Here is a 16509-nt window from a genome sequence, read left to right on the forward strand (position 1 = left end):
AACCCATTGTCTGCACATCCTTTTTTATGGAGATACCGGTGGTGAACGAGTCTCTTGTTCGGGCCGGTTTCCGCCAAGCCATTGTAAAGGCGTCAGTTTCGGCTTGGCTTAGAGAGACTATCGGTGGCTCGTGCGGGCTTTTGCCGCATAGAGAAACCAAAGGCAGCGCCTTGCCCGTTCCATCTTTGTTCGGGCTTCGCTAAACCATGCCAATGACCGATCCGACCGTCCGAAAGATCATCCATATCGACATGGATGCCTTCTTCGCTTCGGTCGAGCAGCGCGACGATCCGGCGCTTCGGGGGAAACCTGTCGCCGTCGGCTCGGCGGCGGCACGCGGCGTGGTGGCTGCGGCAAGCTATGAGGCACGTACGTTCGGGGTGCGCTCGGCCCTGCCATCGGTGACCGCATTGCGGCGTTGTCCGGAGCTGGTATTTGTGCCGCCACGCTTCGAGGTTTACCGCGCGGTCTCGGCGCAGATCCACGCCATCTTTGCCGACTATACCGACCTCATCCAGCCGCTCTCGCTGGACGAAGCCTATCTCGATGTGACCGAGGATCGCCGGGGGCTGCAGACCGCCTGGGCGACCGCCAAGGAAATCCGCGCGCGCATCCTGGAGCAGACCGGTCTCACGGCATCGGCAGGGATCTCCTACAACAAGTTTCTCGCCAAGCTCGCTTCGGATCATCGCAAGCCCAATGGGCAGTTCGCGGTCACGCCCGAAATGGGCGCGGCCTGGGTCGAGCAGTTGCCGGTCGCCAAGTTCCACGGAGTGGGTCCGGTGACTGCCGCCAAGATGAAGCGGCTGGGCATCGAAACCGGGGCCGACCTCAAGGCGCGATCGATCGCGTTTTTGGCCCAGCATTTTGGTAGTTCAGCCGAATGGTATCATGGCATCGCGCGGGGCATCGACGATCGCCCGGTAAACCCGAGCCGTGAGCGCAAATCATCGGGGGCGGAGACGACGTTCGACCGCGACCTTACCGACCCCGCTGAGATCGAGGCTGGCGTCCTGAAAATGGCTGGCGATGTCGCAGCATGGTGTTTGGGCCGTCAGCAGTTCGGGCGGACTGTCACAGTCAAGGCGAAGTACGCGGATTTCAGGCAAGTGACTCGCAGTCGAACCCAGCCACAGACGGTGTGCGATCCGAGCGATTTGCGGTCGACGGCAATCGAGTTGATCCGCTCCCTCTATCCGCTTGAGCAAGGGGTGCGGCTTGTCGGTGTTACGGTGTCGAAATTTGAACCGATGACGTGGGATATGCCGCTATTCTCGGATGACAAGTCGCTCGAGTGAGTGGCGGCAGCTTTGCGCCTCAAAGTCCGCCGTCCCGCCAATCCGCAAGCAAATCCGAAAGCTGTCGTTCGCATATGCCCGGCGGGGTGTCTGCAACGAGCGGAAAGCGGAAGGCAGCTTGCTGCGCTGCGCCCGCCGCTAGCGTAACGAACACCCTTGCTTGGCGAACGCACCCATCGCACTTCGCGCGACGAACTGGCTGATCAGCCTCGTCGCAAAGGCCGGCGTGGCGCTACTGGATAACCCGAGCCCACATGGGGAATGCGATTCGCCTCAGGTTTCCGGGTGCATCCGATATTTATTGAAGTTCTTTGATCGCCGGGCCACTGAGCGCGTCGGCAGCGATAACCGTGCCTTGACCGCTAAATGAGTAGAGCGACAGGATACGCGCACCATCCCAGACAAATCGAAAGTGATCCGCCTGAACACTGCGTTCCAAGACGCCGCTGTTGAGAACAGCCAAGCAAGAAGCTCCGCTGCGCTCCGGGCAGTTGAACAGCACACCGTCAACTTGCGCCTTCACAAGTCGATCACCGATTGTCCAGCGCTCACTCTTATTATCAGGAAGAGCCGCACCACGAAGATCGGCAAACTCCCCGCGTATCCTTGTCGTGAGAACCCGCATATCAAGTCCTAACTTGGGCACACGGGTACTTCTTAGGAATCGCTCGCGTCGAACAACTGAGACGGCAAGCGCTGTCTGCAGCGTGTCAAAAAGCTCAAGCACCGCAATTGCGGGCCTGAACAAAGCGCTTCCTTCAGGGTTGAGATAAGTGAACGGCGCGTGATTCCAATTCTGTAGCTGCGGGCTGGCTTCATCGACCGCCCCGATGCCAATCAAGCGCTGCCGAGCCCGCACGCGTGGGCTGGTGAGCACCTCCAGTTCGGTGACCGCGTCATGCTGATCATTCGCGGCGATACGCTCATACACCCGGATGGGGGGGAAGCGCGATGGAATGAGCCGATGCCAAATCTGGTCAATTGATGCCAACTGGAACTGCTCAGCATCCACGCTGAGCGTCAAGATACTGTCTGACGCGGTAGATATCAACAACTTGCCCTCCGAGCATAACGTTGAGCGCGCTTTGGCCATCAAAATAGTCATTTTCCCGACGCACCCAACTATCTGCAGCGTCGGCGTCAGGGATCAGTATCTCGAGTGCTTTGAAGATCGACAGGATATGCGAGATGCGTTCCAGCGTGTCCGCCGGGATGACGCCGCCGTCCTTCTTCCATTTGAAGTAAGTCGATCGCGCCGGCGACCCCAGCAGCTTGATCTGTTCGTCGCTCGAGAGGCGCCAAAGTTCGGCAATTTTGAGGAAAGCTTCAAATCCGGCTGAAACCGATGGCATATCGCTACCCGACAGGGGGCCAGCTAAATTTTCAGCCATTGACACACTCCCTCACTCGACAGTCCGAGATTGGACTTGACCTCACATTAAGTCTCAACGTAGATAATCCAAATCCAGACACTTTTGGCGTTTTAGTCCAACCGATTCGATCGTCAAGCCTGGATCAACCTATGCGGCATGGCTGCGCGGGCCGCGCGCATCCTGGAACGGAGATCCGAGCGATGAAGGTCTATATCCATCCCCACGTCACAGGAGCGCTGCGCACGGCGATCAAGGACCTGTTGAATGCGATCGGCTGCGAGATCGTCGATGAACTGGAAGACTGCGAGATTGATCTCACGCCGTCCGAGCCGGCAGCCGATGACGATAACGATGACGTGCAGATCGCACCCGCATGCATCGTCGTGCTTGAGCCTGGCCTGACCGAAGACGATCTCGAGCCTGAATTGACGGCGGCGATCGCGCATGGTTGCCGCGTCATCGGCGTCTGGGGTCCGGGAGCCGATGGCGACCTGTCGCCGCTAGCCGACTATGGTGCGGACACCGTCGCCTGGGACGCGGAACGCATCCACGACGCCGTGTGCGGTGTGCCGCAGCACCAGGATCCCGCCGGAGCCGCGACACCCACCCCCACACCGACGACCGGCGGATGCTAAGCGGATGACCGTCTACAGTTATGTCATCGAGCACGACTTAGGCTTCGCGCCGAATCCGTTCCACGGCGCCTGCACGCTGGCATGCTGCAAGCCGGATATCCGCAAGGCAGCCAAGCTCGGCGATATCGTCATAGGGACAGGCGCGACTGCGACCGGACTGGTCAATAATATGGTATACTGGATGCGGGTCGACGAGATCATCGATTTCGACCAGTATCGCACGGCGCGGCGCTTTCGCTCCAAGCGTCCGGACATGCGTGCGCCGGGAAAGGCCGAGCGGTTCGGCGACAACATCTATGAGCGCGACCCGACGACGGGCCTGTTCAAGCAGGATTTCTCGTTCCACAGCAATGCGGACGGTAGCCGAAACGAAAAGAATCTGAAACGGGATACGGGCAAGACCGAGCGTATCTTGATCGGACGCGACTTCGCCTATTTCGGTGTGAAAGCGCCAGAAATTCCCGAGGAACTACGAGACCTTATCAAGAAGGGGCCCGGCCATAAGTGCCGGTTCAGCGCGGCCCGCGCCGAGGCTTTCGAGACTTGGGCGACCGGCCACCCAGAGCGCGGCTATGTCGCTAAGCCGACGCACTGGGCCTCGTTAAAGTAGACAGAACTACGGCTATCTTGCGATAGCGGCACTCACTCCCTTGCCGTTGAGCCGCCAATCTCAGGACCCAATGACCCCGACCTCCGTCTATAACAGCTACTGGCGCTTCGCCGCCGAGCGCCACGCGATCTACGAGCGCCGCCTTTCCGACCCCCAAGGGCCATGGACGGATGATCCGATCCTCGCCACCTACCGCTTCACCAACACTTATCGCGCCGCAGACCGCGTCAGCCAGTATCTTATCCGCAACGTTCAATACCGCTCGGACCGTTCGCAGGCTCCGGCCGAGCTATTCTTCCGCACCCTGCTGTTCAAGATTTTCAACAAGATCGAGACGTGGGAACTTATAGAAACTCAGCTAGGTCCGGTTTCCTGGCAGAGCATGGACCTATCCGCGGTCGATGCTCTGCTTGATCGAGCGATGACTCACGGCGCCCGTATCTACTCGGCCGCCTACATCATGCCTTCGCCGCAGCTCGGACATGCGCGAAAGCACGCGAATCATCTGTCGTTGCTCGCGCGGATGATGGATGATGGCCTGCCGGCACGGGTGGAGCGCGCGCGCAATCTTGCTGAGGTGTACGAACTGCTCAGCCCGTATCCTGGACTCGGGCCGTTCCTCACCTTTCAGTATGCGATCGACCTCAACTACTCGAATCTACTCGACTTCTCAGAGGCTGATTTCGTTGTAGCGGGGCCGGGCGCGCTCGATGGGATCGCCAAATGCTTTGAAGACACCGGTGGCCGCTCAGCGCGAGAGGTGATCGAGCATATGGCCCAGGTCCAAGACCGAGAGTTCGCCAAACTTGGAATCGACTTTAAGGGGCTGTTCGGACGCAAGCTCCAATTGATCGATTGCCAGAACATCTTCTGCGAAATCTCGAAGTACGCTCGAGTTGCGCATCCAGAAGTCCGCGGCGTTAGCGACCGTAAGCGCATCAAGCAGTCGTATCGGGCCTCCCTGCGCGCCGAGCCCGCCCCACTTTTTCCACCTCGTTGGCAACTGGAGGTTCCGTCAATGGATAACGGATTGACGTTGAAATCTTCAAGCCGCCAAGGACAGCTTTTCTAAAAAAAGCCGATTTCAGCTTGACTGGAATAAACAAAGCAAGCCAGCAAGGTTGGGGAGGGCTCGATGCTGAAATTATTTCGGGGAGAAAAAGGTGACCCGGGACCGAGAGGCGGCTTTTGGTCAGCCCAACGAATTCGTGCGCAGCACGAGAAAGCCACTCCCCTCTTCTGGGTGCCGAAAGAAGAGGACGACTCCGATCCCGGTCAGTACACTTTAGATGACGCGCAACTGAAGGCCGCTTCATACAATATCAAGATGGGGCGTGAAGCTTATGTGACCCCTGTCAGCGACACTGACCCGAAGAGCATCCGTAAACTCGAATCGAAAGAATCTTTTAGAATACCGCCGGGACAATTCGCTTTCTTGTTAACCGAGGAGGCTGTACGAGTTCCGCCTGATGCGTTCGCTCTTGTTGCACTTCGTGCTCGAGAACTTCAATTTAAGGGGCTGATCAACGTCTCCGGCTTCCACATCGACCCGGGATACGACGGACGCCTTGTCCTCGCAGTATATAATGCTGGCCCTAGCGAAGTTCATCTGAAAGCGGGGCAGGCCTTGTTCGAGGTATTTTTTGCTGACCTCGATGAGACGACTGAACGACCTTATGGCGGCGAACAAAGCAAAAGCAAAAAGCCTCTCTTCCATATCGAGCCCGAGGCAATATCCGCGATCGCTGGAGAGTTCGAAACCCTGAAGGGATTAAAGAACAAGATCGAGGAGGTCGAGTCAGAGTTGGATGATCGCATCCGATCGCTTGAACGTGAACAGACCGTCACCCGATGGGCAAGTGCGCTTATCCTGGGCGGGTTGATCGCTTTTGGCGTTCGAGAGTGCTCGCCGAAGGTCGTATCGGCTGCGGAGTTTACTGCAGGAGTCGGCATTGATGACTGACGTCAAAGCTTCCCCGCCGGGCAAGCAGCCGAGAGTTCGCAGAGTGGGTCCAGCTTATCGGGCGAGGTGGATCACGGTCGCTCTCACTCCGTTTTTTGTCGCGATACTTATCTTGGCGCTAAGCCTACCGGCAAACTGGGAGACCATAGCTCAAGCAGGCCTGGTACAGCCAGCCGTCGCCGCGCTCATTTCCCTTAGCATCGTCCTTAGCTTGCGCCTCACTTGGGGGCGGTATTCAAATGACAGACGGAAGGGCGTGGTTTCGGCGTCAAGCGCAACTATCGCGGTAAAGCTCTGGGCGATTTGTTTCACTTTACTGTTCGGATCAATGATAGTTTCATCAGTCGCGAACAGGTGGTCCGGTGCAATCACCAAGAACGGCAATTCGCCCCCACAAGCTACAGAGACCCAACTGGAAGTGAGTACAAACCAATCCGCTCCCGTCGTAGCCAAGGCTAAGGTCACGCGGTGACTGCGTTCCTGCCCCTCGATCAGGTGCGTCGACAGCTCGCTCCACGCCGGAATTTCACCGACGATCTGATGCTCGATGAGTATCAGCGATACGCCGGCGCGCTCAATCGGACGGGTCTCCGGGATGACGCTGCTCGCGATTTTCTTATGATGGGGCTTTTCGGCGAAACCGGAAGCCTGCTCAGCGAGGTGAAAAAGAAGCAGCGGGACAAGCGTGCGTATCTCTCCTACCGCGCATCCTCGGTGGAGGAACTGGGTGATGTGCTTTGGTATTTCGCCAACGTCGCGCGGCTAGTCCCCGTAAAGATATCGGACCTTGCTGCGCGTGCTGTTCAGAGCCGGGGCTGGGGGTTCAAAGGCTCGCAGCATCGCCCTCGCACTTTCACTGCGCTCCAGCAGGCGGGACGAAATTTCGGCGAGCCGGCAAGCGGCCGGCAGGTCGAGCGGCGCCTGCTGATTTTAGCTAGTCGTGTCGGTGCCTTCCTCGAAATTGGCCGCGGCGCCAACGCCGAAAGGGAGACAATAATTCAATCGATGGTCGAAATTTTCCGCGGGCTCATCGCTGCGGCGGATATCGCTCATCTCAGCCTAGACGAAGCTGCTCAATTTAGCCTCGCAAAGTCGCTCGACCGTTTCCCTGTCGTTCGCGACTGGGGAGAACCATTCGACAACGACTTCGATGCCGACGAGCAGCTCCCGCGACGGATGGAAATAACTTTTCGGGAGAAGCTGACAACGAAGGGTGCGCCGTACGTCATCCAGCAATGGCATGGCATCAACGTCGGTGACCGGCTTACAGACAATGCGCTGGTGCCCGACGATTATCGCTACCACGATGTCTTTCACCTCTCCTACATCGCCTTCCTTGGTTGGTCGCCGGTAATGCGTTCACTCCTTCGCCTAAAGCGCAAGAGCCGCCCCGAAATCGACGAGCAACAGGACGGTGCGCGCGCGATCATCGCAGAGGAAGGTATTTCCAACTGGATATTCGCGCATGGACTGCGCCATCATGCCTTCGAGGGGGTGACGGGGCTCGACTACGGACTACTGAAGACGATTCGTCAGATGGTGAAGGGCTATGAAGTCGAATCTCGGCCGCTCTGGATGTGGGAGGAAGCGATCATCCGGGGGTTCGAAGTGTTTCGTGAGCTCCGTAAGAACAAGGGCGGCGTGGTCGTCGCCGATATGATTCGCCATCGTCTCACGTACCGGTCATTGAAATGAGCATCACACTAGCGGTGGAGGAATTCGTCGAAGCGGTCGCCATGCTCCGAATGGACAACTGCTTCAATCCCTACGCTGACCGTTACGATCCTTTCGATGTGGAGGACGCGCCAAAAATCCGCAGATCTAATCTGCGGCACGTCCTGAAGGCTGCGGCGGAAACGAGTGTAGACGACCTTTGGATTGGGCTTGAACTTGGCCATAACGGAGGCCGCCGGACCGGTCTTGCTATGACAGATGATACTCACCTTCTGGCACATGGCAGCCGTTTCGGAGTAGCGGGCTTGTTGCGTCGTGCGACTCAAGCGGGTCCGACGAAGGAAGTGACCGCCGGTACCGTTTGGGAAGCGCTAAGCCGTGTGGAGCGACCTGTGTTTCTCTGGAATGTGGTTCCTGTTCATCCGCATCGCCCCGAAGAACCCCTTTCTAACCGGCGGCACACCGCAACTGAGCGCGAAATTTGTGTATCGCATCTCCATACCCTCATAGAATTGCTCCGGCCGAAGCGGATAGTCACAGTGGGCACTGATGCGGCAATTGCACTAAAGCGGTGCGGATATCCTCACGTGCCAGTGCGCCACCCTGCCTTCGGAGGAAGGCGCCAGTTCCTCAAGCAAATCGCCGCCCTCGACCAGTAGCGAGCGAGCTTAGCGTGGCATGCGTAGCCCGCGATGTCTGAATTTGCCCGATCTCCGCTCCAAAGCGGACATACTGCAATCGGCCCAGTTTCCGCCATTACCTCATGCGATCTGGGGGCGACCGGTTTTGGCCGAGAGCCGACTGGCGACATTGGGACGCCCGAACGCGAAAGCGGGCATTCGCAGAATCTATCGTAAGAGTTCACTAGAAGAGGTGACAGGCGCCGGTTGGTAGGGAGAGGAAGAAACGGTGACGTTCAGACTGAAGATGCTGCCCGCTCTCGACGGCGACTGCCTGCTTCTGTCCTGGGGCGACGACGGGCCGCTCCACCACATGGTGGTCGATGGCGGCAGGAAAGGCGCCTACGCCTATCTTCACGACGAGTTGGCCGCGATCAAGAAGGCCGGGGAGAAGCTGGACCTCTACGTGCTCTCGCACGTGGATGCGGACCATATCGAGGGCTCCCTCGCCTACTTCGACGACGTCAACCGCCCGCTGTTGCCGGAGCAGGTTTGGTATAACGGCTTCGAGGAGATGGGACGCGCGGGCGTTCGCAGCATGCGGCAGGGCGACGACTGGTCGAAGGCGATCGCGCGGCTGCGCCTGCCGCTCAACACGCCCTTCGAGGACGGCGTAGCGGCGATTGAGAAGGCGCCAGGTCCGATCGACGTCGAAGGTCTGAAGGTCACGATGTTGTCGCCGGACGCGGCGCATCTGGCTGCGATGCGTGTCAGGTGGGAGGCCTACCGCAAGACGATCGCAACCGCGCGGTCCGGCGTGCGCGGAGGGGCGAGGGCGGCCCGACCGCCGGTGAAGCCGCCGATCGTCGTCGACGACTATGTGGCCGACGGCGAGATCGACACCGAGATCCCGAACGGGACTAGCATCGCGTTCGTCGCCGAGTGGCGGGACCGGCGCGTCCTGCTCGCGGGTGACGCACATCCTGATCTGCTGACGTCGTGGCTGAAGCCTCTCGCGAGGGAGGAGGGCGGGCGCTACCGCCTCGATTTTCTCAAGGCGTCCCACCACGGCAGCAAGAAGAACACGTCGCGCGAGCTCATCGAGAGCATCGATTGCCGTCAGATCGCGATCTCCACCAACGGTTCGCTGCATCAGCATCCCGATCCGGAATCGATCGCACGGTTCATCCACTACGGCGTGCCTGGCGTCAAGGATGTGTGGTTCAACTACGGATCGGACTGGACGCTACCGTGGGGCGATGACGACACGAAGGCGAAGTACGGCTACAGGGCTCACTTTCCGCCTGCGGACGGCCAGGGAATCATGGAGATAGACCTGATGGTGAATTCGGCGCCCTGAGACGAGATGGTTCCGAAGCGGAAGGGTCCTCTTGAACCGAACGTCCGCCCGGTTGACAATCGGTCAAGCGATCGGCCGCCAAGGCCGACGAGAGAAGTGTGGCGGGGGCCAATGATGGACTACGGTTGGACGAGCATCGACGAAATTGGGCACAAGCTCGCCGAGATCCTGTCGGCGCGGTATCCCGGCGAGGTGACCGAGCTGGACGTCTTCATCGAAGGCGACACGATTGTCCTGTCCGGCGAGGTGGCGAGCGAGGCCTGCCGCGGCGACGCGAAGCGTCAGCTTCTCGCGTTCGACGGCGTGTTCAAGGTGTCCAACCGGCTCGAGGTCGCCGCCTTCCTAGAGGGTGCCAGCGACTCCTCCGACGAGGACGACTACTTCGACAAGGTCGAGACGGAGGAGGTCGCGCGATCGGACGGCGAGGGCGCCCCCCGGAATCGAGGCCCGCTGGCATCGCAAGAGCGCCAATCCCGTATGGGACGAGATGTACAACGGCGGCGGCAGCGGCCGGATCGAGGGCCCCGGGGTCGAATATGCGTCCTACGACGGGGACGAGGAGCTGGATCCCGTCGAGGTCAACCGCTATCCTATCGTGGAGAGTTCGGGCGAGCCGTCGGCCGGCGCCGTCCTCGACGTAACGGTGGACCTGACGACGGATGCGAATGGCGGAGAGAGGCTGATCAACGTCGGCAGCTTCGCCGCCGACTGGACCGAGATCGAGCTGTCGGTGCAGATCGTCGGCGACTGGCTGAAAGCCGTGACGCCCCTGACCGGTTCGATCACGCTACGCAGGGACGGGCCCACGACCCCGGCCACGTTCACCTGTACCGTTTCTCCGGACTACGTGCGGGGAACGCCCGCTGTGCTGCAGGTCTACTATCTGCACGGCACGCGCATCTGCGGGTCCACGCGACGGGACCTGGCGGCGGCCGATGCGCCGCGGAAGGCCACCGATGCTGAGGAGCAGGCGAAACCGGCACAGCCGAAGGCTCCTCCCGCTGCGGCCAGCGTGGTCACGGTGGCGCCCGACGCGTCGGGCCCCGCGCTCGTCGTTATGATCGCGGGCGTGGAAGGCCAGCAGCAGTGGGTCTGGAAGACCTACGGGCCGGACGGATACCGGACCGGCAGCGGGACCGTGCAGCTCGGCGGCACGGCGAAGACGTTCGCCGACACGCTTCTCGCGTCATGCCCGGACCTACCGGTCGAAAGCTTCCGGCGCACGATGCGCGGTATCGGGGAGACGATCTGGCGCAAGGCGCCTGACGGCTTCCGCGACGCCTATCTGCGCTGCCGCCAGGTCCTAGGCGGCGACTTTCCGATCCAGTTCAGCAGCGACGACCCGCACGTGCCGTGGGAGATGATGAAGCCCGACATTGATGGCGGGAAGGTGGACCACCTCTACATTGAGCATCCCGTCGCCCGGTGGCCGCTGAACACGAACGGCGCGCTGCGGCCGACGTTCCTGCCGGGAGACATCCTGTCCTTCGTGCCGGACTATCCCGTGCAGAAACTGGCTTCGGCGGCGGCCGAGAGCGCGTGGATCTGCTCGACCCTAGGTGCCATTCGCATGGACCCGACGCGCGACGCATTTCTCGACTTGCTGGATGGGAAGCATCCCCGTCCCGTGCAGATGATCCACTTCGCGGGACACGGCATGGCCGACACGGGCTCAAACGATGGCGGCATCGAGCTTCAGGACGCTCCGGTCGGCCTGATGGAGGTTAACCAGTCCTCGGTCCAGATCGGTCACCGGGACGGGCCGCTGATTGTGCTGAACGCCTGCGAGGCGTCGGCCGGCGCCGAGATGCTGGGGATGAACACAGGCTGGGGCGCGATGGTCCCCGCCACCGGTTTCGGCGGCCTGATCGCGCCGCTCTGGGCAGTGCAGGACGCGATGGCCTTCCAGATGGCTCAGGACACTCTTCCCCAGCTCGTGAGCGGGCGCGTAACCCTCGGCGCTGCGGTGCGCGATGCGCGCTGGAAGAACGCGGACGCGTCGGTCGCCGCGCTCGCCTATCTGACGCACGGCGACGTGATGGCGCGGTTCGCTACGTCCTGACTAGGCTGGGGACGTCGACCAGCGCCGAGGCGGGGACGATCGCCCTTACCTCCGACACGAGGTCGTTGGTGGTTTCCGGCGTCCTGATCGATACGATGAGGCTGAAGGGGACCGCGAGGTTGGCGGGCGGGGTCTCGGCGTTGGTCGCCCACCATCCCCGGCTAGGCGCCACGTTGAGCAGCCGACGTCCGACGAGCTGATAGGCCGGACCGCGCCAGACGTCGTGATGGAGCGTGCCCCGGTTGCGCTTGCGCCAGCCCAGCGCCCAGCCGTTGTCTGCGGTGCTGGATTCCGACGCGAATACAGCGCGGTTGACCCGCCGCTCCGCGCGCGCCTCGCTCTCCTCGAAGCGCTGGAAGTCGAAGCTGAGGCCGTGCGAAGAGTAGAGCTGCGGGCGCTGCAGCCCGGCGCTATGGAGGTCCGGCTCGATAAAGTAGGACAGCGTGCACCGCATCTCGACTTCGGTAGAGCCGAGGGCGCCGAGGGCATGGTCCGGCCATGGCAGGCGGAAGGACTTCATCTCTTTGAGTGTGACCCCGCGGCCCTCATCTTGCTTGAACGGCCTGAGCGTGTCCTGCGCGATGAGCGTGAGCGCGTTGTCGGCGCTCCAAAAGACGCGCTCTTCGTCGGGAACGCCCCAGCCGAAGCAGTCGAGCGTCGCGAGAGTCGCCTCCTCCTCGGTGGCGCCGGCGGCGATCAGATCCTGCCGTCGGGCCTGCATGATGGCGGTCCACTCCGCGCAGTGGACGAGCAGGCCGCGCACGGTCTCCGGCCGCATGGCCGGGTATCGGGCGAGCACGCGGCCGGCGAGGCGCGAGGCGGCGGCGCATGCCGCGCTCGTGTCGCCCGTGAAAGTGATCGGCCGGCGGGTGGGATCGTTGGACGTGGTCGCGATCATGTCGGGGGCGTGCGGATGCGAGGTGCGCCCGCCCGGATCGATGCCGTGGTTGCCGCCCTCCATGACGATATCGGGCTTGTGGTGCTTGGGGCGGAAGCGCCACGGCTGGGCGGTGCGCGACCGCGGCGACAGTCCGCCGGTGTCGGCGAGAGGCGACGGACCCGTGCACTTGTGCGTAAGCGCGCCGACCGAGAGCACGTTCAGCGCCTGCGCGGGCGACTGGATGCCGTGGTCCCCATTGAGCGTCGCGTAGGAGGAGACGAGGTAGGGCGCGGTGGCGGAGGTCTCGACGTTGCCGACCGCGACGCAGAACAGCCTCGTGTTGCGCCTGTCGTTGAACGCGAGCTTGTCGAGCGTGGACGAGGTCGAGGTCGGGCGGCCGTCCTCGGGCTCGCCGACGGCGGTGGCCGCGAGGCAGTAGACGCGCCGGTGCTCGTCCTCGGCCTCGGCGGCTCGGACGCCGCGCGCGATCGCGTCGCGCGCCGGGATGCGGACGGGGCTGCCGGGATTGAACACCGCGACAGACTCAAGGCCGATTTCGAGCCTGACCGCGTCGGTGCCGCCGGCGACGTCGGCGAGGTCGCCGTAGAGCGCGACGCCTGCCATCTTCGTCCCGTGGCCGTCCGGGTCGAGGGCGTTCCACGCGCGGGCGACGGCGCGGCAGCGTTCGGCAGGCAGGGCCGGCGAAATCAGTGCGTTCGCCCGGTTGACCCCGGTATCCAGAAGCGTGACCCACGGCGCGGCCGGCGGCGCGGGCACGATCCGGTCGGCGATGGCCTGATACTGCGCGAGGCGCGCGGGCGGCGGCAGGTCGGCGTGCTCGGCGATGAAGCTGGACGCACCGCGCAGTTCGACAACAGCCGCACTGCTGCCGATGAGGCGGTCGAGCGCCGCCTTGGTCGCGATGACGTTGTAAACCAGGATGTCCACGAACTCGGACCGGCGTCCCGACGTCTCGATTCCGAGCTCGTCGACCGCGGCCTCGAAGGCGTCGACCATCGGCGCGCGAACCCAGATCTCCCATTCGGCCTCTCCGCGGCCGCCGGGGAATCTCTCCAGCGTGTCGGTCCAGAGGTCCTCGATCGTCGCGCGCCGGAACTCGGCGGCGCTCTCGAAAAGCCAGAAGTTACGCGGCCGCTTGATCGAGTCCCCGGTGTCGGGATCGAACTCCTCGTTGCGGCGGTCATCGCCGTCGGGGTTCCACTCCTCGTAGGATGTCAGCGACTTGCCCAGCGACTCGATCGCGCTGCCGGTCAGGAAGTAAATGGCGCGGTCATGCCCGCGGTTCTCCTCGACCTTGGCGTGCCGCTGCACGTTGAGGAGCTGCATCCCTCTACTGGTGGAGCGCCTGGCGGTGCCTGTGACCAGCTCCTCGCCCTCGCGCGACGTCACCGCGACCGTGAGACCGCGCTTCCGCGCCGGGACGCCCATCGCGGCCTGCTCAATCCGCGCATCTCGCATGCTGCTGGAGAGGTTCGCGAGGTCGCCACGCAGGCGGCCCGCATGGGCGGCCCTGTTCTCGAGGGCCGAGGGCGCGCGGTTTGAGCCGCCGCCGTGCGGCTGGAAGTCATCGGACGCGCGACCAATGCCCTGGACAATAATGTGACGGTGTCGAGCCATTCCAGCTGGTTAGCACTCGGCCGGGTCGTGTGCCAGATGAAGCTACTGCCGATCCGGATGCTTACGGTCCGAGATCGCCTGCAGGATCGTGGCGCCGGTCAGGCACCCGCCCTCCTCCAGTACCGCATCGCGCGCCGCGTCGTCCGCCGCGGCGACGATGTCGGCTTGGCTTAGGCCCTGGGCTGTCGCGGAAACCTCGCTCCACGGCACGCCGGACAGGTCGAACTGCGGCAAGCGCTGAGTGAGGATCCGACGGACGTGGTCGGGCGGGGGCAGATCGTAGCGCACTATGGCTTCGAACCGCCGAAAGAACGCGCGGTCGAGCAATTCTTGGTGGTTGGTTGCGGCTAGGATGAGGCTGCCCGACGATTCCTCGTCCAGGAACTGGAGAAACGAGTTGAGCATCCGGCGCGCCTCGCCAATGTCGTTGTCGGCGCCGCGCCTTGTAGCTAGCGCGTCGACCTCGTCGAAGAAGTAGACGCCTCGCGCGCCCTGCATGGCGTCGAACACGATGCGCAGCTTGGCGGCGGTCTCGCCCATGTACTTGGTGATGACGCCATCGAGTTGCACGGTGAACAGCGGCAGCCCCAGCTCGCCAGCGATCGCCGCGGCGGTCAGGCTCTTGCCGGTGCCCGGCGGACCCGACAGCAGCACCTTGCGCCGCGGCAGGAGCCCGCTAGCGGCGAGGAGTCCGCGCTCGCGGTGCTCGCGCACGATCTTGCGCAGCCGCTTCTCGACGTCGTCGGCGAGCACAACGTCGGACAGGCGCGTCTCAGGATAGGAGGCGCGAACCAGCGAGGCGAGCTCACCCCTCGGCGCCGCGATCATCGTCGGTCGCGAAGCGACGCGCCGCTCGTCGGTCTCCTCGCGCAGGGATCCGACCAGCGTGCCGATCTCGTCCGCCATCCGGTGGTGGCCGGCCTTGCGGGCGTCGGATGCAATGTGGTCCGCGATCGCGAAAAAGCGCTCGTCGTCGCCGGCCGCATGGCTGCGGATCATCGCGATAAGCTGCTTGCTGTTGGCCATGCGGGTGCTCCTATTTACTCGCGGCGGATTGGTCGAGTGCTTGGATCAACAACCGATCTGCGCGTTCGCGCAGCCTATCCGAAGCCGAGATTAAACGCAACGCTTTATGCACCAATTCACTTACAGACTCGTCCGATCTGACTGGATCGACGACGTTGCGTAAACGCTGCCGCACTCGCTTCGAGAATGCGCCCTTTTTGAGCGATCGGCTGAGAGTAGATTTGTCTATGGCGGCCATATCGGCCACCTGTCCAACGCTAAGCCGAAAAACCTCCATATGTGAACGCACTTGGTCGGCCAGGTTCGGGTCTTCAATGCGCGTGGGTCGGGCCATGGCCTTTGATTGCATAAACCGTTGCATAAATGAAGTACGAAAACGGTTTCGGAGGTTTGCTGGCCGGCTGCGACGGATCGGTGCGTCACATCGGCACGCTGCCTTTAATAAATGCTCCCGACCAAATGACCGATGATGCCGATGTGGATGTAACTTGGGCAGCTGAACCTCTCGGGAAGCGGGATCGCCCAATGGCGCGCGGCGTTGATACGGATCTCCCACGGCGGCGATCTCACTCTGAAGCGTTCCTGCCCCAGCCCTGTAGGAGGCTGTTTTGAGTTAGAGGTCAGGCTACCGGACGCCTGGTTTCAGGATCACACACATGGGGCCGCGATGACCGATTAAAGGGCGCTTTTCAGACTGGCAGATTATGCTGAAAACAGCCTGGCCGCCCATGGGGCGACAGCAAGCGAGGTTGCTTTTGCGCGGACAGATGCCAAAGCGGTCACATGCCAATTACCACTTCCGCTGGCGGTCAGTGGGGGGCGTAAGGCTCTCCCATAGCTCAGGCCTCGCCGATCGACAAAGTGGGCACAAATCCATGGCCGGGTGCCTGATCGTAAACCCGCATTTCAAAATCCGCCTTCGGCATTCACACTCGACCGGTTTCCACTGCAAGAGATGCAGGCAAGACTGGAAACAAGTGCAACACCTGACCCGCGCAATGCGGCGCCTTGATCCGATCGAAGAGGCCGCGCAACGCGATGACGAGGCAATGGGGACTATCGAACCGCAGAGGCCCGCACGGCTTTCAAGGCGATCGGCTACCTCGGCGCGTATCTCGGGTGGGACATTGTCGGCAGGAACGCGGACCGGCTCATGGCGCGCGATCCTCTGGCGATCGTGGAAGGGCTTCTGGACGACGAGCGACTTCCCCTGGAATTCCGTGAACACAATGTGGTGAATTGAATCTCCCGAATACGTAATATGCGCCAGAAAAGCCGTCCCGCTCGTGCCGCGATGGCGTAATGATGATGTGCTGATCAAATGGTAGCAGGCGCAAGATTACTCCAAATCGGACCCTTTCCGACCTGTA

The 16509-nt window shown here is 62.1% G+C and carries 13 protein-coding genes; 9 read left to right on the plus strand and 4 right to left on the minus strand.

Annotated elements, in window-relative coordinates:
• Nucleotides 1–212: 212 nt before the first annotated feature.
• Nucleotides 213–1298, plus strand: coding sequence for a DNA polymerase IV (gene dinB, locus LRS08_RS10040; protein WP_260481623.1), 1086 nt, complete (start codon nucleotides 213–215; stop codon nucleotides 1296–1298).
• A 298-nt stretch (nucleotides 1299–1596) separates the two neighbouring features.
• Here the strand turns inward: dinB and LRS08_RS10045 are convergent, their stop codons facing one another.
• Together LRS08_RS10045 and LRS08_RS10050 are read right to left on the minus strand one after the other, a co-directional pair.
• Nucleotides 1597–2322, minus strand: coding sequence for an RES family NAD+ phosphorylase (locus tag LRS08_RS10045; RefSeq protein WP_260481624.1), 726 nt, complete (start codon nucleotides 2320–2322; stop codon nucleotides 1597–1599).
• Entirely contained in the window at nucleotides 2300–2689 is a 390-nt protein-coding gene (locus tag LRS08_RS10050; protein WP_257843819.1) for an MbcA/ParS/Xre antitoxin family protein, read from the minus strand. The genes LRS08_RS10045 and LRS08_RS10050 overlap by 23 nt, the downstream gene beginning before the upstream one ends.
• Before the next feature lie 182 nt (nucleotides 2690–2871).
• Here LRS08_RS10050 and LRS08_RS10055 point away from each other — a divergent pair, with 182 nt between their 5' ends.
• The 8 genes from LRS08_RS10055 (at nucleotide 2872) to LRS08_RS10090 (ending at nucleotide 11595) form a co-directional block, all read left to right on the plus strand.
• Entirely contained in the window at nucleotides 2872–3306 is a 435-nt protein-coding gene (locus LRS08_RS10055) for a hypothetical protein (protein WP_257843818.1), read from the plus strand.
• Between the two features lie 4 nt (nucleotides 3307–3310).
• Nucleotides 3311–3916, plus strand: a complete 606-nt coding sequence (locus LRS08_RS10060) for a hypothetical protein (RefSeq protein WP_257843817.1) — start codon at nucleotides 3311–3313, stop codon at nucleotides 3914–3916.
• Nucleotides 3917–3986: 70 nt separating this feature from the next.
• A complete protein-coding gene (locus LRS08_RS10065) occupies nucleotides 3987–4988 on the plus strand; it encodes a nucleotide kinase domain-containing protein (RefSeq protein ID WP_260481625.1) in 1002 nt (333 codons plus the stop codon).
• Nucleotides 4989–5051: 63 nt separating this feature from the next.
• Nucleotides 5052–5879, plus strand: coding sequence for a dCTP deaminase domain-containing protein (locus tag LRS08_RS10070; protein WP_257843816.1), 828 nt, complete (start codon nucleotides 5052–5054; stop codon nucleotides 5877–5879).
• Nucleotides 5880–6347: 468 nt separating this feature from the next.
• Nucleotides 6348–7574, plus strand: a complete 1227-nt coding sequence (locus LRS08_RS10075; protein ID WP_257843815.1) for a nucleoside triphosphate pyrophosphohydrolase family protein — start codon at nucleotides 6348–6350, stop codon at nucleotides 7572–7574.
• A gap of 14 nt (nucleotides 7575–7588) precedes the next feature.
• Nucleotides 7589–8212 carry a uracil-DNA glycosylase gene (locus LRS08_RS10080; RefSeq protein WP_257843813.1) on the plus strand — a complete coding sequence of 208 codons (624 nt, stop codon included), beginning with the start codon at nucleotides 7589–7591 and terminating at the stop codon, nucleotides 8210–8212.
• 250 nt (nucleotides 8213–8462) lie between these two features.
• Nucleotides 8463–9533: a ComEC/Rec2 family competence protein gene (locus tag LRS08_RS10085; RefSeq protein WP_257843812.1), complete on the plus strand. Its 1071-nt coding sequence runs from the start codon at nucleotides 8463–8465 to the stop codon at nucleotides 9531–9533.
• Nucleotides 9534–10020: 487 nt separating this feature from the next.
• Nucleotides 10021–11595, plus strand: a complete 1575-nt coding sequence (locus LRS08_RS10090; RefSeq protein WP_257843810.1) for a CHAT domain-containing protein — start codon at nucleotides 10021–10023, stop codon at nucleotides 11593–11595.
• On the opposite strand, the gene LRS08_RS10095 is transcribed toward LRS08_RS10090, so the two are convergent.
• Both LRS08_RS10095 and LRS08_RS10100 read right to left on the minus strand, forming a co-directional pair.
• Nucleotides 11585–14113 carry a S8 family peptidase gene (locus LRS08_RS10095; protein WP_257843809.1) on the minus strand — a complete coding sequence of 843 codons (2529 nt, stop codon included), beginning with the start codon at nucleotides 14111–14113 and terminating at the stop codon, nucleotides 11585–11587. The genes LRS08_RS10090 and LRS08_RS10095 overlap by 11 nt on opposite strands.
• Nucleotides 14114–14155: 42 nt before the next feature.
• Complete coding sequence (locus LRS08_RS10100) at nucleotides 14156–15139, minus strand: AAA family ATPase (protein ID WP_257843807.1); 984 nt, start codon at nucleotides 15137–15139, stop codon at nucleotides 14156–14158.
• Nucleotides 15140–16509 lie beyond the last annotated feature (1370 nt).

Source organism: Sphingomonas sp. J315, assembly GCF_024666595.1.
Classification (GTDB): domain Bacteria; phylum Pseudomonadota; class Alphaproteobacteria; order Sphingomonadales; family Sphingomonadaceae; genus Sphingomonas.